This window comes from Rhizobium sp. AG855, from assembly GCF_003610655.1.
Classification (GTDB): Bacteria; Pseudomonadota; Alphaproteobacteria; order Rhizobiales; family Rhizobiaceae; genus Allorhizobium; species Allorhizobium wuzhouense.
Window position 1 is genome coordinate 133,357 of sequence record NZ_RAQG01000006.1, and the last position, 22,079, is coordinate 155,435.

Annotated in this window: 20 protein-coding genes and 1 tRNA gene; 8 read left to right on the forward strand and 13 right to left on the reverse strand. The window is 61.2% G+C overall.

From position 1 onward, the window contains the following. Positions 1 to 146 precede the first annotated feature (146 nt). Complete coding sequence (locus DFO46_RS21825) at positions 147 to 1,817, forward strand: hypothetical protein (RefSeq protein ID WP_120279069.1); 1,671 nt, start codon at positions 147 to 149, stop codon at positions 1,815 to 1,817. An 80-nt stretch (positions 1,818 to 1,897) separates the two neighbouring features. On the opposite strand, the gene rpsA is transcribed toward DFO46_RS21825, so the two are convergent. Further along, on the reverse strand, positions 1,898 to 3,601 hold the full coding sequence (rpsA, locus tag DFO46_RS21830) for a 30S ribosomal protein S1 (protein WP_110793903.1): 1,704 nt from the start codon (positions 3,599 to 3,601) through the stop codon (positions 1,898 to 1,900). 154 nt (positions 3,602 to 3,755) lie between these two features. Continuing rightward, positions 3,756 to 4,388: a (d)CMP kinase gene (gene cmk / locus DFO46_RS21835; protein WP_120279070.1), complete on the reverse strand. Its 633-nt coding sequence runs from the start codon at positions 4,386 to 4,388 to the stop codon at positions 3,756 to 3,758. Between the two features lie 289 nt (positions 4,389 to 4,677). Between cmk and DFO46_RS21840 the strand changes: the two genes are divergently transcribed. The 3 genes from DFO46_RS21840 to DFO46_RS21850 all read left to right on the forward strand — a co-directional run bounded on the left by DFO46_RS21840 (position 4,678) and on the right by DFO46_RS21850 (position 6,349). Next, complete coding sequence (locus DFO46_RS21840; RefSeq protein ID WP_062277405.1) at positions 4,678 to 5,061, forward strand: TIGR02300 family protein; 384 nt, start codon at positions 4,678 to 4,680, stop codon at positions 5,059 to 5,061. Positions 5,062 to 5,217: 156 nt separating this feature from the next. Continuing rightward, positions 5,218 to 5,293: transfer RNA gene (locus DFO46_RS21845), tRNA-Ala, on the forward strand. Between the two features lie 378 nt (positions 5,294 to 5,671). Beyond that, on the forward strand, positions 5,672 to 6,349 hold the full coding sequence (locus tag DFO46_RS21850) for a nucleotide-binding protein (protein ID WP_245422687.1): 678 nt from the start codon (positions 5,672 to 5,674) through the stop codon (positions 6,347 to 6,349). A gap of 786 nt (positions 6,350 to 7,135) precedes the next feature. On the opposite strand, the gene DFO46_RS21855 is transcribed toward DFO46_RS21850, so the two are convergent. After that, positions 7,136 to 7,333, reverse strand: a complete 198-nt coding sequence (locus DFO46_RS21855) for a hypothetical protein (protein WP_120279071.1) — start codon at positions 7,331 to 7,333, stop codon at positions 7,136 to 7,138. Between the two features lie 142 nt (positions 7,334 to 7,475). On the opposite strand from DFO46_RS21855, the gene DFO46_RS21860 reads away from it, so the two are divergent. After that, positions 7,476 to 8,267: a YdcF family protein gene (locus DFO46_RS21860; protein WP_120279072.1), complete on the forward strand. Its 792-nt coding sequence runs from the start codon at positions 7,476 to 7,478 to the stop codon at positions 8,265 to 8,267. A gap of 6 nt (positions 8,268 to 8,273) precedes the next feature. Here the strand turns inward: DFO46_RS21860 and DFO46_RS21865 are convergent, their stop codons facing one another. Beyond that, positions 8,274 to 8,729: a hypothetical protein gene (locus DFO46_RS21865; RefSeq protein WP_165826429.1), complete on the reverse strand. Its 456-nt coding sequence runs from the start codon at positions 8,727 to 8,729 to the stop codon at positions 8,274 to 8,276. Positions 8,730 to 8,875: 146 nt separating this feature from the next. Here DFO46_RS21865 and DFO46_RS21870 point away from each other — a divergent pair, with 146 nt between their 5' ends. Further along, positions 8,876 to 9,511, forward strand: coding sequence for a trimeric intracellular cation channel family protein (locus DFO46_RS21870; protein WP_110793898.1), 636 nt, complete (start codon positions 8,876 to 8,878; stop codon positions 9,509 to 9,511). A 3-nt stretch (positions 9,512 to 9,514) separates the two neighbouring features. Here the strand turns inward: DFO46_RS21870 and irrA are convergent, their stop codons facing one another. After that, positions 9,515 to 9,931 carry an iron response transcriptional regulator IrrA gene (irrA, locus tag DFO46_RS21875; RefSeq protein WP_110793897.1) on the reverse strand — a complete coding sequence of 139 codons (417 nt, stop codon included), beginning with the start codon at positions 9,929 to 9,931 and terminating at the stop codon, positions 9,515 to 9,517. Positions 9,932 to 10,240: 309 nt separating this feature from the next. Between irrA and fabA the strand changes: the two genes are divergently transcribed. Further along, positions 10,241 to 10,756, forward strand: a complete 516-nt coding sequence (gene fabA, locus DFO46_RS21880; protein WP_110793896.1) for a 3-hydroxyacyl-[acyl-carrier-protein] dehydratase FabA — start codon at positions 10,241 to 10,243, stop codon at positions 10,754 to 10,756. 44 nt (positions 10,757 to 10,800) lie between these two features. Continuing rightward, positions 10,801 to 12,024 (forward strand): beta-ketoacyl-ACP synthase I, encoded by a 1,224-nt coding sequence (gene fabB, locus DFO46_RS21885; protein WP_120279073.1) that lies wholly within the window; start codon positions 10,801 to 10,803, stop codon positions 12,022 to 12,024. A 154-nt stretch (positions 12,025 to 12,178) separates the two neighbouring features. Here the strand turns inward: fabB and DFO46_RS21890 are convergent, their stop codons facing one another. The 8 genes from DFO46_RS21890 to infB form a co-directional block, all read right to left on the reverse strand. Beyond that, complete coding sequence (locus tag DFO46_RS21890; RefSeq protein ID WP_245422688.1) at positions 12,179 to 12,439, reverse strand: helix-turn-helix transcriptional regulator; 261 nt, start codon at positions 12,437 to 12,439, stop codon at positions 12,179 to 12,181. 211 nt (positions 12,440 to 12,650) lie between these two features. Further along, the gene (locus DFO46_RS21895; RefSeq protein WP_120279075.1) at positions 12,651 to 13,679 is read right to left on the reverse strand and encodes an AraC family transcriptional regulator; all 1,029 of its coding nucleotides are present in this window, start codon (positions 13,677 to 13,679) and stop codon (positions 12,651 to 12,653) included. Between the two features lie 116 nt (positions 13,680 to 13,795). Further along, on the reverse strand, positions 13,796 to 14,812 hold the full coding sequence (locus DFO46_RS21900) for a class I SAM-dependent methyltransferase (protein WP_120279076.1): 1,017 nt from the start codon (positions 14,810 to 14,812) through the stop codon (positions 13,796 to 13,798). Positions 14,813 to 14,913: 101 nt separating this feature from the next. Next, positions 14,914 to 17,055 (reverse strand): polyribonucleotide nucleotidyltransferase, encoded by a 2,142-nt coding sequence (gene pnp, locus DFO46_RS21905; RefSeq protein WP_120279077.1) that lies wholly within the window; start codon positions 17,053 to 17,055, stop codon positions 14,914 to 14,916. 316 nt (positions 17,056 to 17,371) lie between these two features. Next, complete coding sequence (gene rpsO / locus DFO46_RS21910) at positions 17,372 to 17,641, reverse strand: 30S ribosomal protein S15 (protein ID WP_110793891.1); 270 nt, start codon at positions 17,639 to 17,641, stop codon at positions 17,372 to 17,374. A 163-nt stretch (positions 17,642 to 17,804) separates the two neighbouring features. Then, a complete protein-coding gene (gene truB / locus DFO46_RS21915) occupies positions 17,805 to 18,734 on the reverse strand; it encodes a tRNA pseudouridine(55) synthase TruB (RefSeq protein ID WP_120279078.1) in 930 nt (309 codons plus the stop codon). 12 nt (positions 18,735 to 18,746) lie between these two features. Continuing rightward, positions 18,747 to 19,151 carry a 30S ribosome-binding factor RbfA gene (rbfA, locus tag DFO46_RS21920; protein ID WP_110793931.1) on the reverse strand — a complete coding sequence of 135 codons (405 nt, stop codon included), beginning with the start codon at positions 19,149 to 19,151 and terminating at the stop codon, positions 18,747 to 18,749. Positions 19,152 to 19,319: 168 nt separating this feature from the next. Beyond that, complete coding sequence (infB, locus tag DFO46_RS21925; RefSeq protein ID WP_120279079.1) at positions 19,320 to 22,022, reverse strand: translation initiation factor IF-2; 2,703 nt, start codon at positions 22,020 to 22,022, stop codon at positions 19,320 to 19,322. Between the last annotated feature and the right edge of the window lie 57 nt (positions 22,023 to 22,079).

Here is a 22,079-nt window from a genome sequence, read left to right on the forward strand (position 1 = left end):
ATTTGCTTTTTGTTAACCATGTTTTGCCAATCTCCTCCTTGAAAAGCAGGCAGATCCGCCACCGTCCTTGGCGATCCCGCGCCCGATCGCTTCGGCGAGAGGCAGAGACCGTGTGGAAAAGGGCACCTTGAACGCGAGAGGTCGCCATGATCGGTCCCGTCAGCGCCCCGACGAACCTGTATCAGCAGCCACAGGAGAGCCGCACCCAGGCCGAGACCCGCACAACGGGACGCCCGCCGGTCGCAGCGGGCGTCGAGCCTTATCCCGCCAGTGCTGCCGGAAGCATCGCCGGAAACCTCAACATGATGCTGCTGAGTGCGCCGGAGCGCATCTCGCAGAATCTCGTGGTGCTCACCGAAGTTCTCGCCGCCGCGCTGAAGATGAAGCAGGAGCCGGGTGAGCCGCTGACAGCTTTCGCCGCCCGCCTGATCGAAGCCATCACGTCACTGGCGCCTGCGGAACGGCAGAAGCTGAAGGTCATGCTCTCGGATGCCTTTGCCGGCTTGCAGCTGAGAACTCTGCTCCAGGCGTTGCATAATCCGCAGGGTCCGGAGGCCGCGACGCTCGCGATTTATCTGGAACTTTATCGCCAGAAGGACCGCGATCCGGGCGCGCGCGCCGTGATCTCCTCCTATCGCCAGAATGGCGGAATGTCCCTTGGCCAACCGGCACGGGATGCCCGTGCCGCCGGACAGCAAGCTTCGCCGGCCGTGCCCATGCCCGCCAGGCCTTCGTCTCAATCCCCTGCGTCCCTGTCGAGCCAGATGACGCCGGCCGCCGTGGAGATCTCCGCGACCTTGGCTCCACCCGCTGCGGTTCGACGGGCTGGAGAGCAGGATGGGCGTCATGCAGCTGGCGAACCATTGAGAGGGCGAGAACAGGCGTCAGCGAACGACGGCTCCGACAATCTGCGGGTGCTCCGCCAGATGCGTGATCGGCTGACGGCTTCCGCCGAACCCGCGCAAACCGACCGCATTCCAGTCTCGGCGCGAAAAGCCGCAGACCGCGCCGCAGCGTTCATGGCCAATGCCCAACCCGGCGCCACACGAAGCACCGATCCGGTCTCTCCGACCATGGCGCCGTCCCTGACTTCACCGCCCAATGCGAAGGTTCACCCGCACGAAGCTAGTGGAAAGCCCGAAGCTGGATCGCCAACACTTCAGCAAACGCTCCCGACCTTGCCGAGTGAGCTTCTGGACGACATGGCTGAGAGCGATCTCATCAGAACGCTGCTGGCGCTTTATGGAAGCGAGGTTGAAACGGACGTCGTCGATCGCGCGCTCGACGCGCTGATGCCGGCGGAACCGGAAGAGACGGATGTGAAACGCCTGCCGTCCCGAACCACGCCGCCGGCCGAAACTCTGGCGGACAACGGCGAAGCGCCCGCCCTGGATCGTCCCATCCAGTGGGAGGAGCGTCTCGCTCTTGGAGCCTCCACGCTCCCCTCGCACCAGGGCGAGGCTGCGCGCAGAGCAGATGTCGGGGATGGCCTGCCGCTTGCATTTGTCAATTATGTCATCGACAGCGAAGTCGAGACCAAGTCCGCCAGTCCGGTGCGCAGGGGCGCACATGAGGAGGAACACCCTGACGAAGCCGCAGACGAGGAGCCAAGCTCGGATGAGGACGCAGCCGAGGATCCCCCGGACCAGGATACGGAAACCCTGGTATTCGAAGGCGATGCGAGCGGCCCGGATGACCGGATCGATCTCGGCCTGGCCGCACCGCAGCTCGACGCTGCGGACGCGCGACCGGCCTTGCCCCCTCCAGACGAAGATCCGGCACAGGCGCTCTATCGACGCTTGTCCGATTTCGCCTGACCCCGCGGAGTCAGGATGGCCAACAAAAAACCCGCCGGGAGCGATCCCGGCGGGTTCTTGCATTCAGTCAACAGCGAGGATTAGTCGTTGTTGCGGTTCTTGAGCGCTGCACCCAGGATGTCGCCGAGCGAAGCGCCAGAGTCGGACGAACCGAACTGAGCGACGGCTTCCTTCTCTTCTGCGATCTCGAGAGCCTTGATCGACAGCATGACCTTGCGGTCCTTCTTGGAGAAGTTGGTGACGCGGGCGTCGACAACCTGACCGACCGAGAAACGCTCCGGACGCTGATCGTCACGATCGCGGGCCAGGTCGTTGCGGCGGATGAAGGACGTGATGTCCTCGTGGTTGACCAGCTTCACTTCGATGCCGCCATCGTTGATGCCGATGACTTCGCACGAAACGACAGCGTTCTTGCGCAGGTCGCCGGAAGCAGCGGCGTCGCCGACAGCATCCTTGCCGAGCTGCTTGATGCCGAGCGAGATGCGTTCCTTCTCGACGTCGACGTCGAGAACGACAGCCTTGACCACGTCACCCTTGTTGAACTCCTCGATGACCTGTTCGCCCGGACGGTTCCAGTCGAGGTCGGAGAGGTGAACCATGCCGTCAACGTCGCCTTCGAGGCCGATGAACAGGCCGAATTCGGTCTTGTTCTTGACTTCGCCTTCGACTTCAGTGCCGGCCGGATGGCTGTAGGCAAATGCCTGCCACGGGTTCTCGAGGGTCTGCTTGAGACCGAGCGAGATACGGCGCTTCGACGGATCGACTTCGAGAACGACGACGTCGACGTCCTGCGTGGTCGAAAGGATCTTGCCGGGATGAACGTTCTTCTTCGTCCAGGACATTTCCGAGATGTGGATCAGGCCTTCGATGCCCGGTTCCAGCTCGACGAATGCACCGTAGTCGGTGATGTTGGTCACGGTACCGGAGATCTTCTTGCCAACCGGATACTTGGCAGCGATGCCATCCCACGGATCCGACTCGAGCTGCTTCATGCCGAGCGAGATGCGGTGGGTTTCCTGGTTGATGCGGATGATCTGAACCTTGACCGACTGGCCGATGGACAGGATTTCCGAAGGATGGTTGACGCGGCGCCATGCCATGTCGGTGACGTGCAGCAGGCCGTCGATGCCGCCGAGGTCAACGAACGCACCGTAATCGGTGATGTTCTTGACGACGCCGTCAACAACCTGGCCTTCTTCGAGGTTCTGAACGATTTCCGAACGCTGTTCAGCGCGGGACTCTTCGAGAACCGTACGACGCGAGACAACGATGTTGCCGCGACGCTTGTCCATCTTGAGGATTTCGAAGGGCTGCGGGTTGTGCATCAGCGGGGTAACGTCGCGGATCGGACGAATGTCCACCTGCGAACGCGGAAGGAAGGCAACGGCGCCGTCGAGGTCAACCGTGAAGCCGCCCTTGACCTGGTTGAAGATAACGCCTTCAACGCGCTCGCCAGCTTCGAACTTGGCTTCGAGCTTGATCCAGCTTTCTTCGCGACGAGCCTTCTCGCGCGACAGAACAGCTTCGCCGAGAGCGTTTTCGATGCGCTCGACGTAAACTTCGACTTCGTCGCCGACCTTGAGCGTGCCGTCCTTGGCGCGTGCACCGAATTCCTTCAGCGCGATGCGGCCTTCGACCTTGAGGCCGACGTCAACGATGGCGACGTCCTTTTCGATGGCGGTGATGATGCCCTTGGCAACATAGCCTTCGGCCAGGTCGGTCTTGGCAAAGGATTCCTCGAGGAGGGCAGCAAAGTCCTCGCGCGACGGGGTAGAAACAGACATGAAATCTCCTAGTCGCATCCATTGGGATGCGGATTGCGCCGGTGGTTCGTGTTGGTCGGGACCAAATCCTCCATCCGCTCTCTGTGGAGAGCTGTCCGGCGCGGGGACGGGGAAGTGGCCAACTGAAACGGAAAGCGGCTTGGCCGGTTCCGGATCAGCGCAGTTTCGTCAGGGCAGCGTCGATCAGGATCTTTGCCGCCGAGAATGCGGCCTCTATACTCATTTCGGAGGTGTCTAGCAAGTGCGCGTCTTCGGCTGGTTTCAAAGGGCTGTCGGCCCGCCCCATGTCGCGCTCGTCACGCTTCTTCACATCGGCGAAAATCGCCTCGAAATCGGCATCCAGCCCTTTGGCGATGATCTCGTCATAACGCCGCCTGGCGCGCACCTCGGGGGAGGCCGTGACATAGAGCTTGACCGGCGCCTGCGGGCAAACGACCGTGCCGATGTCGCGCCCGTCGAGCACGGTACCGGGCAGGCGGGTGGAAAACGCCCGCTGCGCCTCGACCAGCGCCCGGCGCACCGCCGGCATCACGGCGATCTTCGACGCCGCTTCGCCGATCGCGTGCGCAGACAGCACCTCACGGTCCAGCCCGCCGAGATCGAGTTCGCGGGCCACCTTCTCCGCGACCGCTTCGTCGTCAAGCGGCAGCCCGGCATCGATCAGCGCCTTGGCGGTTGCCCGATAGGTCAGCCCTGTATCGAGGTGGTGAAAGCCGTAAGTCTCGGCGATCTTGCGCGACAAGGTTCCCTTGCCGGCTGCTGCCGGCCCGTCGATGGCGATGATCATGCCGGTTCCTCTCGATCCACAATTGAATTTGATGGGTGATACAAAGCTTGGCTCCGCTTGCCAAGCGAAGCGGCATCACCAGCGGCGATCGGTGCGGAAGATCGAGCGCTTGACGAGCGATAACCACTGGCTCGGCGGACCGATCGCCGCCACGCCAATCTTTCCCCCGCAGATTGCCTTTGACAGACGCAGTGCCAGCGATTAAGGGGACCGACTACAGTTTGGCCGGCCTCGCGCCGGGCGCTTGGCGCATGCCCCTTATTCTTCACGACTTCATGAGGCTTTGACAGTGGCGAAGGCAGAACTTGGAACGAAACGCACTTGCCCCGACACCGGCAAGAAATTCTACGACCTGAACAAGGACCCGATCGTGTCGCCGTACACGGGCAAGTCCTGGCCGCTTTCCTATTTTGAGGAAACCTCGGTCGCAGCCATCATGGAAAAGGCTGAGGAAGAGGAGGTCGCAGAAGTCGACACCGAAAACACCGACGTCGAACTGGTCTCGCTCGAGGACGCCGACGAGGCATCCGGCGACGACATCCCCGACATGGGCGATGACGACGTCGAGATCGATGGCGACGACGATGACACCTTCCTGGAAGCCGACGAAGACGACGACGATGACGACATGACCGGTCTCATTGGCGTCCCCGGCGACGACGACGAAGTCTGATTTTTCAAGGATTTCGAGCCCGGGCCTAAAAAAATGCCCGGGCTTTCATTTTTCGGCTTGCCATCTCCGACGACCGGAAGTATCAAGCCGCCACCCCACCGGAAGCGGTGCTTTCCACGGGGTTCCCGGAGCCGGAAATTACCCGGTACCCTTGATGGGGCTATAGCTCAGCTGGGAGAGCGCTTGCATGGCATGCAAGAGGTCAGCGGTTCGATCCCGCTTAGCTCCACCATTTTTCAGGCCTTCCCAAAATAGTATGCTTTCCAATGTGTCGCGGGATGTCCCTTTGTGGCAAGTCCAAAAGAAGTCCCACGATAAGGTCCATTTGCGTTTGTGCACGTAAAACGCCCGTGGGTTCTGCCCTGCTCGGTCTCGACTCCATGTATCCGCGTGGTGCAACCTGTTCATCACCAAAAGGAGAACAGATTTGGTAAGTCGCCCGACAACCCCAGACCTCAGGCCAGCCCAGCTTACCCGCGCTCAGATTGAGCGTGGAATCAAACGACTGGAAAGGTGTCGGGATAGTGTCCAGCAATTCGAGCCCAGTTCGATTGATCCTCGGGACCCGAGCGCCTCCACAAGGCCGCTGAGTACGGCAATCGATACGGCATTGGTTGAGACTTTCGGCGCCGGGACAATTGAGTACAAACGGTACTACACGGCCCAATACTTCTACTATCCCATCTCGATGGCCGGCCCCGTCTCTGGTTATCAAATCGTCGAGGCGCTCAGTAAGGAGAGGCTCAAATCAATTCAACTTCTTGACAGTGCCGTCACTTATTTGCGCGAAAAGCTTGAGGAGATTGGCGAGACCCCTGCCTTGATAGCCGATGACGACGATGATCAATCGCGGTTATCATCCCGTAAGGTGTTCATCGTGCATGGCCATGACGAAGGCATGAAAGAAGGCGTGGCGAGATTCCTTTCCGCCATCGGTTTTGATCCCATCATTCTCCACGAGCAGCCCAATAAAGGGCGCACGATCATCCATAAGTTTCGGGAGGTCGCGCAGACCGCTGGGTTTGCAGTGGTGCTCTTGTCGCCAGACGATGAGACAACGGCGAGCCAGCGCCGCGCCCGACAGAACGTAATCTTGGAGCTTGGTTTCTTTCTGGGGGCACTGGGACCGGAGCGAGTGGCCGCCCTCAAGAAGGGCGACGTGGAGACCCCCAGCGACTTTGATGGGGTCATCTACACCGCCTATGAGGGGAACTGGAAGTCCGCTCTAGCAACTGAGCTTCAGGCGGTCGGTTATGAAATCGACTGGAACAAGGTCATGAAGCCCTAAGGGACCCCCGGAGATACACAGAGGTCACACATTTCAGAGCCTATCACCTAGGAGCGGCGGCGAGCTTTCCCCCCGGTGGGAGGGGCCTTCCCCGTTTGCCAGACACTATGCCCCGGCGACCTCCTGCCTGGCATTGCGCCCGTGCGTCAGGGTGCCTTCATGCTCCGCCGTCCGGCTGGCCTCGTGGCTCTAAGCGAAGTGGGCCGTGAGTTGGCTATAAGCTGCCTCATATCAGTGGTCCGTGAGGGCGAGCAACTGAAGGCTGAGACCCCCAAAATCTATTTCCCTCTTTAGCGATAAAGAAGCGACCACTTCGGAGCTTGTTGCCGCTTCGAGAAGGTATACTCAAATGAAGCGGCGCCAATTCCTAGCCTTCATAGCCACCGGACGGGATAAGTATGGCTGTGTTCTTTGGCAATGCTATGCTATGGTGAGATTGGCTTAAAATCTGGGTAGGGAAATCTTCAAATGAGAGGGCATTGTCTAATAGTTTTTGCGTTGGCGCTTGGCATTTTTGGTTCGCACAATTCGGCATTTGCCGAAGATGCCAGTACTCAAGATGAGAAGTCCAAATGGCGGGAAAATATGTGCATTTATGGCGACTTGCACTATTCGCCAGGGGCCTATTTATGTGTGACGAAAGGAACGGTTAATCGCTGCCAAGACAACGGAAATTGGGTAGCTGAGGATAGTCCAACCTGCGACCAGGCTAATACGCCCAAGTAGGTAACAGACCTCTCGATCAGAACGAGATAGCCTTGGTATCTCGACTAACGAATAACCCTCTCACCGCGGAAACAACTCCACCTTTTCCCCGTTCTCGCTGCGGTCGATCTGGAACCAATCAATAATCTTGCGGATCTCGAGTTTCACCTCGCCCTCGCGCAGGCGCAGGCGCAGCGTGTTGTCGGTGACGTCGAGGGGGGTGCCGATATAGATGCGGTCATTGCCGGAATCGTCCACGGTGTCGATGGCGAAGCGCATGGTCCCCTCCTGAAAAAGTGCAAATCCAAATGATGACAGTGGCACGAGGGTTTAGTAACGCCTGCTTGAGCGAAGCTGACGTTACGGAAGCCTGTGGGTCGAACCTGCACGCGGAAGGTTCGTCCAAGCGAAGGAGCGCGCCATGTTCGTGTTGTCGAAACTCTTCTGGATGGCCGTCCAGCCCCTGTCTCTGGTCTTCCTGCTAGGGCTGCTCACGCTTCTGTTGATGCTGGTCCGATGGCGCCGTGCAGCGACCGGTGCCTTGGCAACGGCCCTCCTGCTGCTCTTCGTCACGCTCTACACCACGACCGGCTCATATCTTCTGCAGGTGCTCGAAGCCCGTTTTCCCCGCCCGGCCTCGGATCCCGCCGATGTCGCCTGCATGATCGTGCTCGGCGGCGCCTTCGAGACGGAGGTGACGACGGCCAGAAGCGGCATCGAGCTCAACCAGTCCGCCGACCGATTCATCGAGGCGCTCCGGCTGGCACTGCTCCATCCGCAGGCGAAGATCCTCGTGTCGGGCGGTGACGGCTCGCTGAGCGGCGCCTATGAGGGGGATGCGGCGGCATCCCTGCGCTTCTTCGGAGCTTTCGGCCTGCCCGCTGATCGTCTGGTGACCGAGACCACCTCGCGCAACACGGACGAGAACGCACAGAACAGCCGCCAGATTCTCGCGCAAAACGGCCTCTCTGATTGCCTGCTGATCACCTCGGCCTTCCACATGCCGCGCTCGGTCGGTCTGTTCCGCAAGGCGGATATCGCCGTCACGCCGTGGCCGACGGATTTCCGCACGACCGGCAAGGTCGGCCTCGGCCTCGATTTCACCCAGCCAACACTGAACGCCCAGCAGATGGCGACGGCCACACGTGAATGGCTGGGCCTCCTGGCCTATTGGGCAATGGGGCGAATAGACACAATTTTCCCCGCGCCCTGAGGCCCGTCACTTCTTCGAGATGGTCAGGAATTTCGTGCCGCGCACGCGCACGGTCATCTCGCAGGGCTCGGCGCCCTCGTCGCGTTCGCAATAGCGTGGATGCATCTTCAGAACGAAGACCATGTTGCCGAAGCGCTTGATGAAATCATAGGAATACATCTGTGCCGTGGCGATCATGAAATAGCCGCCCTCCTTGACCTGGAGGTAGAAGTTGAACGGGCAGCCCTCGGCGGTGCAATCCGGACCGCGAACGCCGTCGCACATGATCTCGCTGCTGTTGGTCACGGCGTCCGGGATGCCGTCATTGTTGATGTCGATCCGCTCGATGAAACCCGCGCCGAACTTCGCTTCGCTGCAGCGCTTGGCGTAGTGGGTCTTCTCATACATCTCGGGATCCTTCAGCAGTTCCTGCTGGGCCACCGCATGCGATGCGACCAGCAGAACGGTGAAGGCAAGGAACAGGTGCTTGAGGAACGACACGATCGGATGCTCCGGATCAGATGGCTGCTGGTAGTGTCAAAACTCTAGCGCTTCCGGCTTGCCTCGGCGTTAACGGCGTGATTCAAATCTGGCCCTGCGCGCCAGTGGGAGTGCCAGGGGAGGGATGAATGTCGCTGCTGTCTTATCTCGATTATGCCGGCGTTGCGCTGTTCGCGGCCACCGGCGCGCTTGCGGCCTCCCGCAAGCAGCTCGACATGATCGGCTTTCTCTTCTTCGCAGTTGCCACCGGCGTCGGCGGCGGCACCGTGCGCGACATCGTGCTTGGCCGCACCCCGGTCTTCTGGGTGTTGAATCCCAATTATATCCTGGTCTGCTGCGCGGTCGGCGTTCTGGTCTTCTTCACGGCCCATCTGGTCGAATCGCGCTATCGCCTGCTGATCTGGCTCGATGCCATCGGTCTCTCGGCCTATTGCGTCATGGGCGCGGTCAAGGGTCTGGCCGCCACCGGTTCGCCGACGATCGCGATCGTCACCGGCACCCTGACGGCGAGTTTCGGCGGTGTGTTGCGTGATCTGCTGGCCAACGAGCCCTCCGTCCTGCTGCGTCCGGAAATCTACATCACAGCCGCTCTTGCAGGCGCCGCCGTCTTCACGCTCGCCAATGAACTGGGCGCGCCACTTTATCTCGCATCGCTCGCCGGCGTGGTTGCGGCCTTCACCATCAGGGGAGGCGCACTCTTTTTCGGTTGGACCTTCCCGACCTACAAACGCAGGCCTGGCCGACATCCCGATGAAGTGATGTGAGGTTCAGCCCTGTTTGGGGCGCAGACGAATGACCACGTCGACATGAGCGATTTCCATCCCTTCCGGCGGAGCCGGCAGGTTGTCGATGGAAATATTGTTCACGGGAATGTCGAGCACGGTATTTTCGCCCTCGACGAAGAAGTGGTGATGGTCGGAGACGTTGGTGTCGAAATAGGTCTTCGCGCTCTCGACGGCCAGAACCCGGATCAGGCCGGCCTCGGTAAACTGGTGCAACGTGTTGTAGACGGTGGCGAGAGATACCGGGAAATCGGCAGCGATCGCCTCTTCATGCAGTTCTTCGACGGTCAAATGGCGATCACCCTTGGCAAACAGCAGGCCGGCCAAAGCAATGCGCTGCCGTGTCGGGCGCAAGCCCGAACGGCGCAATTTTAGCTCGATGCCGGTTTGGCAGGGTGCCATCGTCAAAGACGAACTCCAAGTTGTCTGCGGGCATATCTGTCCCTTGCGATGGATATAGCCTCAAAGTCAGGCGGTTTCAATAGTTTGGGTGGGGACAAGCCGAAGCAGGCCCGGCATGTGCTGCTTTTTCGGCCCTTTGGGTCTGGTGATGGTCATTTGCTTCCTGTATGCGACGAGGAAGAAACCGGTCTGGCCGGCGATCGGCGCATATCCGCGTCTGCAGCCCATCACTCGGAAAGGCTTCATTTTAGCGCCGTCTTGGTCTATTGGGTCCGGATACGTGAAGCAGAGGGGGGAAGAAGAAGAACGATGACAACGAAACAATCCAGCTACAATTACGACGAAATCCTCTCCTGCGGCCGTGGCGAACTCTTCGGTCCCGGCAATGCGCAGCTGCCGCTGCCGCCCATGCTGATGGTTCACCGGATCACCGACATCTCGGAAACCGGTGGCGCCTTCGACAAGGGTTACATCCGCGCCGAATACGACGTGCGCCCCGATGACTGGTATTTCCCCTGCCATTTTCAGGGCAATCCCATCATGCCCGGCTGCCTCGGCCTCGACGGCATGTGGCAATTGACCGGCTTCTTCCTTGGCTGGCTCGGCGAGCCCGGTCGCGGCATGGCGCTGTCCACGGGCGAAGTGAAGTTCAAGGGCATGGTCCGTCCGGACACCAAGCTCCTGGAATACGGCATCGACTTCAAGCGCGTCATGCGTGGCCGTCTGGTTCTTGGTACCGCTGATGGCTGGTTAAAGGCCGATGGCGAAACTATCTATCAGGCAACCGACCTGCGGGTCGGTCTGTCGAAGGACAAGGCGGCCTGAACCGGCCCCGTCCACACCTGAAGTTCATGAAAAAGGTCTGAGAGATGAGACGGGTTGTAGTAACAGGTCTTGGCATCGTGTCCTCCATCGGTGCTGATGCCGCCGAAGTCACCGCATCGCTGCGGGATGCCAAGTCCGGCATCACCTTTTCTCCCGATTTCGCCGAAAACGGTTTCAAGTGCCAGGTTTGGGGCAAGCCCACGCTCGACCCGACCGAACTGGTCGATCGCCGTGCCATGCGCTTTTTGTCCCAGGGCGGCGCCTGGAACCATGTCGCCATGAAGCAGGCGATCGCCGATGCCGGCCTCGAGGAGGCCGATTATCAGCAGAATGAGCGCGTTGGCATCATCATGGGCTCCGGTGGTCCGTCCACCCGTCAGATCGTAGAGGCGGCCGACATCGTCCGCCAGAACAAGAGCCCGAAGCGTATCGGCCCGTTCGCGGTGCCGAAGGCGATGTCGTCGACGGCGTCCGCCACGCTTGCCACCTGGTTCAAGCTGCACGGCGTCAACTATTCCATCTCGTCCGCCTGCTCGACCTCGGCCCATTGCATCGGCAATGCCTATGAGATGATCCAGTGGGGCAAGCAGGACATGGTCTTTGCCGGCGGCCACGAAGATCTCGACTGGTCGATGTCGAGCCTGTTCGATGCCATGGGCGCCATGTCGTCGAAGTACAACGACACGCCGGCAACCGCATCGCGTGCCTATGACGTCTCGCGTGACGGTTTCGTCATCGCCGGCGGCGCGGGCGTTCTGGTTCTGGAAGAACTGGAGCACGCGAAGGCCCGCGGCGCCAAGATCTATGCCGAAGTCGTCGGCTACGGCGCGACGTCTGATGGCTACGACATGGTTGCCCCCTCAGGCGAAGGTGCGATCCGCTGCATGCGCCAGGCCCTGTCCACTGTCACCGGCGAAGTCGATTACATCAACACGCACGGCACCTCGACGCCGGTGGGTGATTCGAAGGAAATCGGCGCGATCCGGGAAGTCTTTGGCGACAAGATCCCGCACATCCAGTCGACCAAGTCCCTGACCGGCCACTCGCTGGGTGCAGCCGGCGTCCAGGAATCGATCTACGGCCTCTTGATGATGCAGGAAAAGTTCATCGGCGAGAGCGCCCACATCACCGAACTGGATCCGGAATTCGAAGGCGTGCCGGTGGTGCGCAAGCGCATCGACAACGCCAAGATCGATACCGTTCTGTCAAACTCCTTCGGCTTCGGTGGTACCAACGCCACCCTGGTCTTCCAGCGCCACAACAGCTGAGATCTGCGATCTCTTTGCTGACAAACCGGATGGGGTGGCCTTGGCCGCCCCATTGTCGTTTGGGGGCGCCGGACCGAGTCAAAGAAAAGGCCTGGTACGTCTCCGCACCGGGCCATCGCCATCCGAAGTGGTCCGCCAGCCGTGCAAGCACGGCTTACTCCGGTTGAAACGGATCGGTATGCCGGATCACACCCATCAGCATCGCAATACTGACGGCATGAAACAGGTTGCGTGCCTCGAGCTTGATCTGCGCGGAGGCCAGGGCATGGCTCACGTCTTCCTGTGATAGCACGAGGATATTGCCCGCATCCTCCAGCCGCTTGCCTTCGGCGACGAGTTGCAGACAACGAATTTCCCTGTCGGTCAGCAAGGAGAAACCGGGCTCCTGCCCGAGCGCCGTTTGGGGATCGGTCATCATCATTTTCATTGCTGGAAAATACCATGGGAGAATGCCATGCAAGCCATGGCGTCAGCGCGCGGTTATACGGCGATCAAGGAGATTGTCGTTACCCCTGTGCGCCAAAAAATTATCGACACGCGCTAATTAAGCTCTTCCTGGAGAGGCTTGTTTCTCAGGGTCTGGGGATGACACAGCATCCAGCCAGACTTGTCAAGCAGGGTGCGGTTCACGCCGACTTTCGCTCCCGAACTTCAGTCGGCGTGGAGCCGAACCAGCGCGTGACGGAACGGGTAAAAGCGCTGGGTGCGGAATAGCCGAGCCTGTAGCAGATCTCCGATATCGGCAGCTCGCTCTCGGTCAGCAGATTGTAGCTCACCTCGCGCCTGATGCCGTCGCGCAGCTCGTTGAGACTTGTCCCGTGATCCGCCAGCCGTCGTTGGAAGGTCCGCTCCGAGAGGCCGAAATAGGGGGCGATCTCGGAGAGCGGGTATTCGTCCTGCGAAACATGCACCAGCAGGTGCCGGCGCACTTGATCGACGAAGTCGCTCGGCAGTTCCGCCGTCGCGGGCCTCAGGCTCCGGCATTGCAGATCCATCAACTCGAACAGCCGCCGGTCCCCGGTGGGATTGTGTGTATCCAGGAAGGCTTGGGGAAAATGCACGCAGTTCATGCTGGCGCCAAAACTCACCTTCTTCGTGAGAAACTGACGAAAAGGTTGCAGGTTGCGTGGTTTCGGTCGCTCCAGCTCGACCTCGACGAGATCCGCCGTGAGCCCGGCCAGATCCCGTACGCGCTGCATGACAAGCGCGACCGACATGTCCACATACTGGTCGCGTTTGACGATGAGGGGGGCGAATGTCCAGGCGAGATGGGCGCCCTGCGCGTCGATGACCAGCCGCGAATAGCTGGTATGGGTCACGTATTGGATATGCTGATCGACGAAGCGCACGAGGTCGAGGCCCGTCGGGGCAGACATCAGACCATAGCCGAACGGACCACTTGATCCCGCCTCATATGCCTTGACGCTGGTGACCCCGAAGGCTTCGTCATCCGACAGCAGCGCACAGGCCTCCAGAAGCCGGCACAGGCGATCGAGACTGATCCGGGCGGTCATGTCCTGGAAGCAGGCTGGATCGATCTCCAGCGCCTTGCAGATGGGATTGATGTCGATCCCGTAGGACAGCGCATGCACGACCACGGCGGATGCAAGTCCGGCCACGGTTGTCAGTTCATCGGTGAGGTTCCGACCCGCCATCCCATTCCATGCCGCCCAAAGGGAAGATCTTGGCATGAAATGGTAAGCCAAGGCGTAGCCGGAGTCGAGCGCGTCGCCCGCGTCATTCCATCACTGAGGCGTGAGACTTCGGCGCCTCAGCGCTTGGCCCACAAAACTTTGAAGCGGGCGTTGCGGCAGACTTCGCCGTGCTGCTTGAAATGCGCGGCCAGAACCGGCTCATAGGGCAGGCCGCGATTGGCGACCATCAGCAGGTTGCCGCCGTTGCGCAGGGCATCATGGGCCCCCTTGATCATCGCTGCACCGATCGAGGGTTCGGCTGCATGGCCCTCATGGAAAGGCGGATTCATGATGACCAGATCGTACTTCTCCTTGGTCGGCTCAGTCGCCAGGTCCTGCCAGAAGAAGCGGGTGGTAAGGTCAGGATGGTTGTGGGCGAGATTGCGCTTGGCATGTTCCAATGCGCTGTGGCTTGCCTCGAACAGGTCGATGCGGTTGGTGCGAGGCGAAGCCTCGGCCAGCATCACCGACAGATAACCCCAGCCGGCACCGAAATCGGCAGCATTGCCGTCGAAGTCGGTCGGCAGGCGGCTGGCCAGCAGTTCGGAGCCCTCGTCGACATGCGCATGCGAGAAAAGACCGGCCTTGGTCTCGAACCGCCCTTCGACGGTGACGGTCTTGGATGAAAGTGCCGCGATTGCGGCGGTCGCGTCATCGGGGACGATGAACCAGACTGCAACGCCGTGATATTTCGGGGTCGAGTCCGGGGCGAGGCCGAGCCGATCGAGCTGCTTGCGCAGCGGAAGGATCCCTTCTTCCTTGGCTCCGGCGATCATGACAAGGCCACCCGCTTTCACACGACGCAGGGCTTCGGCAACATGATCCTCGTTGAGACCCTTGTGTTTGCTGCACAGAACGAGCGCTCCGTCGAAATTGTCGCCCTCGACAGCCGCCACCGGCTTCTGGTGGCTCAATTCCAGGCGTCGAAATTCCGGCCGGAAGTCCTGCACCACGGTCAGCTCCGCAGCAAAACCTTCAGGTTTTGCGAAGCCGGCCTCGGCGCCGAGGAAGAGATAGCGCTGATCCGCGCCAGGCAGCGGAACCGCCTCGGTGGTGAACGGATGGAACAGGGTCTTCAGCGTGTCGCGGCTCATGGTTTGGTCTTCTCTTCGGGCGGACGGAAACGGTTATGGTGCGTACGAAAAAGGCGCGGGATAAACTCCCGCGCCTCGGATCGGGTAGAGCGAAGGCGCGCTTATTCAGCAGCCGCTTCGCCATCCTTCTTGTCGGCAACGATTTCCTTGCCGGTCGTCTGGTCGACGGCCTTCATGGAGAGGCGGACCTTGCCGCGCTCGTCGAAGCCCATCAGCTTGACCCAGACCTTGTCGCCTTCCTTGACGACGTCGGAGGTCTTGGCAACGCGCTCGGAAGCGAGCTGCGAGATGTGCACGAGGCCGTCACGCGAACCGAAGAAGTTGACGAAGGCGCCGAAGTCGGCGGTCTTCACAACGGTGCCTTCGTAGATCACGCCAACTTCCGGCTCGGCGACGATCGAGTGGATCCACTTGCGGGCCGCTTCGATTTCCTTGCCGGAGGACGATGCGATCTTGATCGTGCCGTCGTCTTCGATGTTGATCTTGGCGCCGGTCTTTTCGACGATTTCGCGGATGACCTTGCCGCCCGAACCGATGACTTCGCGGATCTTGTCGACCGGGATGTTCATCACTTCGATGCGCGGTGCGAATTCGCCGAGCTGGCCACGGCTTTCCGAAAGGGCGTTCGCCATTTCGCCGAGGATATGCTTGCGACCGCCCTGGGCCTGGCCGAGTGCAACCTTCATGATCTCTTCGGTGATGCCGGCGATCTTGATGTCCATCTGCAGCGAGGTGATGCCGTCGGCAGTGCCCGCAACCTTGAAGTCCATGTCGCCGAGGTGGTCTTCGTCACCGAGGATGTCGGAGAGAACCGCGAAGCGTTCGCCTTCGAGGATCAGGCCCATGGCGATACCGGCGACCGGCTTTGCCAAGGGAACGCCGGCGTCCATGAGAGCGAGCGAGGTGCCGCAGACGGTTGCCATCGAGGACGAGCCGTTCGACTCGGTGATCTCGGAGACGACACGCAGCGTGTAGGGGAACTGGTCGGCCGACGGCAGCATCGGACGGATGGCGCGCCAGGCGAGCTTGCCATGGCCGATTTCGCGGCGGCCCGGGGAGCCCATGCGGCCGGTTTCACCAACCGAGTAGGGCGGGAAGTTGTAATGCAGAAGGAAGCGTTCCTTGTACATGCCGGTGAGGCTATCGACATACTGTTCGTCTTCGCCGGTGCCGAGCGTGGCGACAACGATCGCCTGGGTCTCGCCACGGGTAAAGAGGGCCGAACCATGCGTGCGCGGCAGGATGCCGACTTCCGACACGATCTTGCGAACCGTTTCCAGATCACGACCGTCGATACGGCTCTTGGTGTCGAGGATGTTCCAGCGAACGATCTTCGCCTGCAGGTGCTTGAAGACAGCGCCGATGACTTCGTTCGAATACTTCGGCTCTTCGCCTTCCGGGAAGAAATGCGCCTTCACCTTGGCCTTGACAGCGTCGACGGCAGCGTAACGATCAGCCTTCTGGGTGATCTTGTAGGCAGCGCGCAGTTCGGTCTCGGCAATCGACAGCATTTCGGCTTCGAGAGCGGAATGGTCTTCCGGTTCGAATTCGCGCGGTTCCTTGGCAGCCACTTCGGCGAGCTTGATGATCGCGTCGATGACGGGCTGGAAGCCGCGATGACCGAACATGACGGCGCCGAGCATGACGTCTTCGTTCAGTTCCTTGGCTTCCGATTCCACCATCAGCACGGCGTCGGAGGTGCCGGCGACGACGAGGTCGAGAACCGATTCATCCATCTCGTCGAGATGCGGGTTGAGAACGTATTCGCCGTTGATGTAGCCGACGCGTGCGCCGCCGACCGGGCCCATGAAGGGTACGCCGGAGAGCGTCAGCGCAGCCGAAGCGGCAACCATCGACAGGATGTCCGGATCGTTTTCAAGGTCGTGCTGGACAACGGTGACGACGACCTGGGTGTCGTTCTTGTAGCCTTCCGGGAAGAGCGGACGGATCGGACGGTCGATCAGGCGGGAAACCAGCGTTTCCTTTTCCGAAGGACGGCCTTCGCGCTTGAAATAGCCACCCGGGATCTTGCCGGCGGCATAGGTCTTTTCCTGGTAGTTGACGGTGAGCGGGAAGAAGTCCTGGCCCGGCTTCGGCGACTTGGCCGAAACGACGGTGGCGAGAACAACGGTTTCGCCATAGGTGGCGAGAACGGCGCCGTCGGCCTGGCGGGCGATCTTGCCCGTTTCCAGCTTCAGCGGGCGGCCTGCCCACTCGATTTCAACGCTGTGAACATCAAACATATCTTGTCCTTCATATGCAGCACCGGGCCGCCGGTTAAGGGGGCTCGCAGCATCTGCAATGTGCTGACGCGATCACGGGCAAGACAGTGGGAGGCTTCGGATCCGGCGGGTCGTCCCGCAAATTCGCCCTTTTGGCGCGGAAGCATCCAACAATCCTGCCCCATGACAGGTCATCGGTTGGTATCGACAGGTCCGGCCCATCCGGCCTGTCATTCGTCCCTGGCAAATCCATGCGCGGGACGGGGTGCGGGTCCATTGGCCCGACCTGGAAAGGCAACCGGCGGATCTTCTGGACAGAAGACCCGCCGGGAACTGTTTAGCGGCGGATGCCGAGACGGGTGATCAGGTTGGTGTAACGAGCCTCGTCCTGCTTCTTGACGTAGTCGAGAAGCGAACGGCGGGTCGAAACCATGGTCAGAAGGCCACGACGCGAGTGGTTGTCCTTCTTGTGACCCTTGAAGTGTTCCGTCAGGTTGGTGATACGCTCGGTCAGGATTGCGACCTGAACTTCCGGAGAACCGGTGTCGCCTTCCTTGATGGCATATTCCTTGATGAGGGCGGCCTTGCGCTCTGCAGTGATCGACATCGTGGATCCTTTCTAAATAAGGAGAAACAGGTCGCCAAACGCCGGGATGTCGTCCAGCATTGGCCGTGAATGCATGCGCCAAGGGCACAAGCTGGTGCCGCCTATACTCCATTCCCGGGCATAAGGAAAGATGCCATGGAAAAGAGCAGGCGGCGGCCGTGTGTCAGTTGAAGACCCGGCGCGGATGAAACTCGCCGCTGGCAATTTCGCCGATCGCCACCAGCTTGTTGCCGGACAAGGCCACCGCCTCGGGTTCGGCCACCGGCGCATCGCGGCCGCGCACGATGATCGAATTGCCCATGCGCAGCCGATGCGCCTGGTCCTCGGTGATCCTCAGCTGCGGCAGGGCCGACAGGGCCTCCGCCGTATCCACCAGGAAAGCATCCAGCGCCGCGAGACGCTCGTCCTTGTCCTCGATCGCCTCAAGCGCCACGAGTTCGGCGAGCGGCACCATCATCTCCTCGGCAAAGGGCGCCACATAGCTGCGGCGCAGTTCGGAGATATGCCCGTAGCAGCCGAGTTCTCGTCCGAAGTCGCGGGCCAGAGAACGCACATAGGTGCCCTTGCCGCATTCGACCTCGAAAAACGCCCGGTCGGCCTCGCATTTCAGAAGCGTCAGGCGGTGAACCTCGACCTCGCGGGACGGGATCTCGACGGTCTCGCCTTCACGCGCCAGATCATAGGCCCGTTCGCCGGCGATCTTGATCGCGGAGAACTGCGGCGGGATCTGGTTGATGACGCCGGTGTAATCAGGCAGCAGCGCGCGGATCGCCTCTTCGCTCGGCCGCTGGTCGGAGCTCTGGGTCACTTCACCTTCCAGGTCGTCGGTCGAACGCTCTTCGCCCCAGGTCACGGTGAATTCATAGATCTTGCGGCCGTCCATCACGTAAGGAACGGTTTTGGTCGCATCACCGAGCGCGATCGGCAACATGCCGGACGCCAGCGGATCGAGCGTGCCGGCATGACCGGCCTTCTGGGCATTGAAGAGCCACTTGATCTTGCCGACCGCCTCGGTCGAGCCGAAATCCACCGGCTTGTCGAGGATGAGCCAGCCCGAAATCGGACGGCCCTTGGGCTTTCTGGGTTTGGACATCTATATGGTTTCTCAGTCTTTGTCGTCTTCGGAACCGAGGTCGCGCTGGACCTCCGGCGAGCGCAGGAGCGCATCGATCTTCTGGTAGTTGTCGAAGCTTGTATCGTCGCGGAAGCGCACTTCCGGCATGTATTTCATCTGCCGAAGCTGGCCGCCGATGCGACCGCGAATGAACTTCGCATGTTTGTTGAGTGCTGCGATGACAGCGTCATGGTCGGAAACCCCGAGCGGCGCCACATAGGCGGTCGCCATCTTCAGGTCCGGCGACATGCGCACTTCCGAAACCGAAATCACCGTCTTTTCGATGACGTCGTCGTTCACTTCCCCGCGCTGAAGCACCTGGGTGATGGCGGCACGCACCTGCTCGCCGACGCGCAGCATGCGCTGCGAAGGTGCCGAAGAGGTTGGTTTTGTCATAGTCGTCTTGCCTTTCGCATCGGTCATGCAGTCCACAGGGCGGCTGCGTCCGGATGCATCGGATGAAGTCTGTCACGAAGTGTCATGCCCGAAGGCGACATTGTCTCAAAATACAGCGAGCGCCGGAAGATCCGGCGCCCGAAGTATATCGTTTCGAAGCGGCCGCTCTTAGAGCGTACGCGTGATGTGTTCGACGCGGAAGCACTCGATCGTGTCGCCGGCGCGGATGTCTTCGTAGTTCTCGAAGGCCATGCCGCATTCCTGGCCCATCGGCACTTCGGCCACTTCGTCCTTGAAGCGCTTGAGTGTCTTGAGCTTGCCTTCGTGGATAACGACGTTGTCGCGCAGCAGGCGCACGCCGGCCCCACGCTCGACCTTGCCTTCGACGACGCGGCAACCCGCGACCTTGCCAGTCTTGGTGATGTTGAACACCTCCAGGATTTCGGCATTGCCGAGGAAGGTCTCGCGACGTTCCGGAGAGAGCAGGCCCGACATCGCCGCCTTCACGTCATCCACCAGATCGTAGATGATGTTGTAGTAGCGGATTTCGATGCCGCCACGTTCGGCTGCGGTGCGTGCCTGTGCGTTGGCACGGACGTTGAAGCCGATGATGGCTGCGTCAGAAGACTCGGCCAGAGCGATATCCGATTCCGTGATGGCACCTGCACCCGAATGCACGATGCGGGCCCGCACTTCGTCGGTGCCGAGCTTGTCGAGCGCGCCGATAATGGCTTCGATCGAACCCTGCACGTCGCCCTTGATGACCAGCGGGAACTCCTTGAAGCCGGTGTTCTGCAGCTTGCTCATCATCTGTTCGAGAGAACCGCGCTGACCGGACTGGCGGGCAGCCGCCTTGTCGCGGGCCAGACGCTGGCGATATTCGGAGATTTCGCGGGCGCGGGCTTCGTTTTCGACCACGGCGAACTTGTCACCGGCAGCCGGCGTACCGGACAGGCCGAGAATTTCAACCGGCATCGCAGGTCCGGCTTCCTTGACATGAAGACCCTGGTCGTTGACCAGCGCACGCACGCGGCCCCACTGGTCGCCGGCCACGATGATCTGGCCGGGCTTCAGCGTACCCTTCTGGACGAGCACGGTTGCAACCGCGCCACGGCCACGGTCGAGCTGTGCTTCGATGACCGTACCTTCGGCGGTGCGGGTCGGGTCGGCCTTCAGGTCGAGGATTTCGGCCTGCAGGAGCACGGCTTCGAGCAGCTTGTCGAGGTTCAGCTTGTTCTTCGCCGAAACTTCGACGTCGAGCACTTCACCGCCCATGGATTCCACGAAGACTTCGTGCTGCAGAAGCTGCTGGCGAACCTTTTCCGGGTTTGCCTCGTGCTTGTCGATCTTGTTGATCGCCACGATGATCGGCACATTGGCCGCCTTGGCGTGGTTGATCGATTCAATCGTCTGCGGCATCACGCTGTCGTCGGCGGCCACCACGAGGATCGCGATGTCAGTCGCCTGGGCGCCACGAGCACGCATCGCGGTAAACGCGGCGTGGCCGGGCGTGTCGATGAAGGTGATCTTCTGGCCGTTCTGTTCGACCTGATAGGCGCCGATATGCTGGGTAATGCCACCGGCTTCGCCCGAGACGACCGAGGTCTTGCGGATGGCGTCGAGCAGCGAGGTCTTGCCGTGGTCGACGTGACCCATGATGGTCACGACCGGCGGACGCGACACGAGTTCGCCTTCGTCGTCCTTGACGTTGAAGATGCCTTCTTCGACGTCGGATTCCGAAACGCGCTTCACGGTGTGGCCGAATTCGGTGGCGATGAGTTCGGCGAGGTCGGCGTCGATGACGTCGCCCGGCTTCATCATCTGGCCTTCCTTCATCAGGTACTTGATGACGTCGACGGCGCGCTCAGACATGCGCTGCGACAGTTCCTGAATGGTGATGGTTTCCGGCAGGATCACTTCGCGCATGACCTTTTCGCGGGTTTCCTGCATCTGGCTGCGGCGGAACTTCTCCTGCCGGCGGCGCATGGCAGACAGCGAACGGCCGCGCGACGTACCGTCGTCATCGACATTGGCGGTGGTGACGGTCAGCTTGCCGCGACGACGGTCTTCCTCGACCTTCGGACGGGCAGGAACCTTGGCAGGGACCGGCATGGCAACCTTGCCCCGGCCGGGAACGGCACGCGGCGATGCGCGCTCTTCGTCTTCGTCGTTCGCCTTGCGGCCACGCACGAAACCGGGAGCAGTCGGAGCGGCAGGCGCTGCGCCCGGACGGGCAGCCGCCGGTGCACTGGCGGCCGGAGCGGCGACCGGGGTCGGAGCGATTTCGGGTTCCGGCTGCGGCTCGGGCTGCGGTTCCGCAGCGCGGCGTGCGGCCTCTTCGGCAGCCAGGCGTGCAGCTTCTTCGGCCTCGGCCTTGCGGCGGGCCTCGTCGATCACGCGCTGCTTGGCTTCCTCGATTTCACGAACCTGCGCTTCGGCAAGGGCGCGACGGCGTGCTTCCATTTCGCCAGCCGACAGGTCGTGCAGAACGGCGCCACGCGGGCGCTCCTGCTGACGAGGCGGCTGCGAAGGCTGCGGGCGCTGCGGCTGCTGGGGACGCTGCGGCTGCGGCGTCGGCTGGTGCACGCGCGTCGGCGTCGGCGTTGGCGAAGCCACCGGACGGGCGGCAGCAACGGGTGCCGGTGCCTGAGCCTGCACCGGAGCAGGGGCCTGAGCTGGAGGTGTTGCAATGGGAGTAATCGGCTTTTCGTCCAGCGGACGGGTCGGGCGGCGCTTCACCGTCTCGACGACGACCGACTTCGTACGGCCGCGCCCCATGTCCTGGCGCACGGTACCCTGGCTCATCCCCGAGGGCTTCAGGGTGAGTGTCTTCTTCACGCCGATAGTCTTGTCGTCTTTGTTGTCGGTCATTCCGTTCCCGTTCCTTCGAGCGAGGCCGGATGCCGAGCATCAGACCACGCCGTTCAC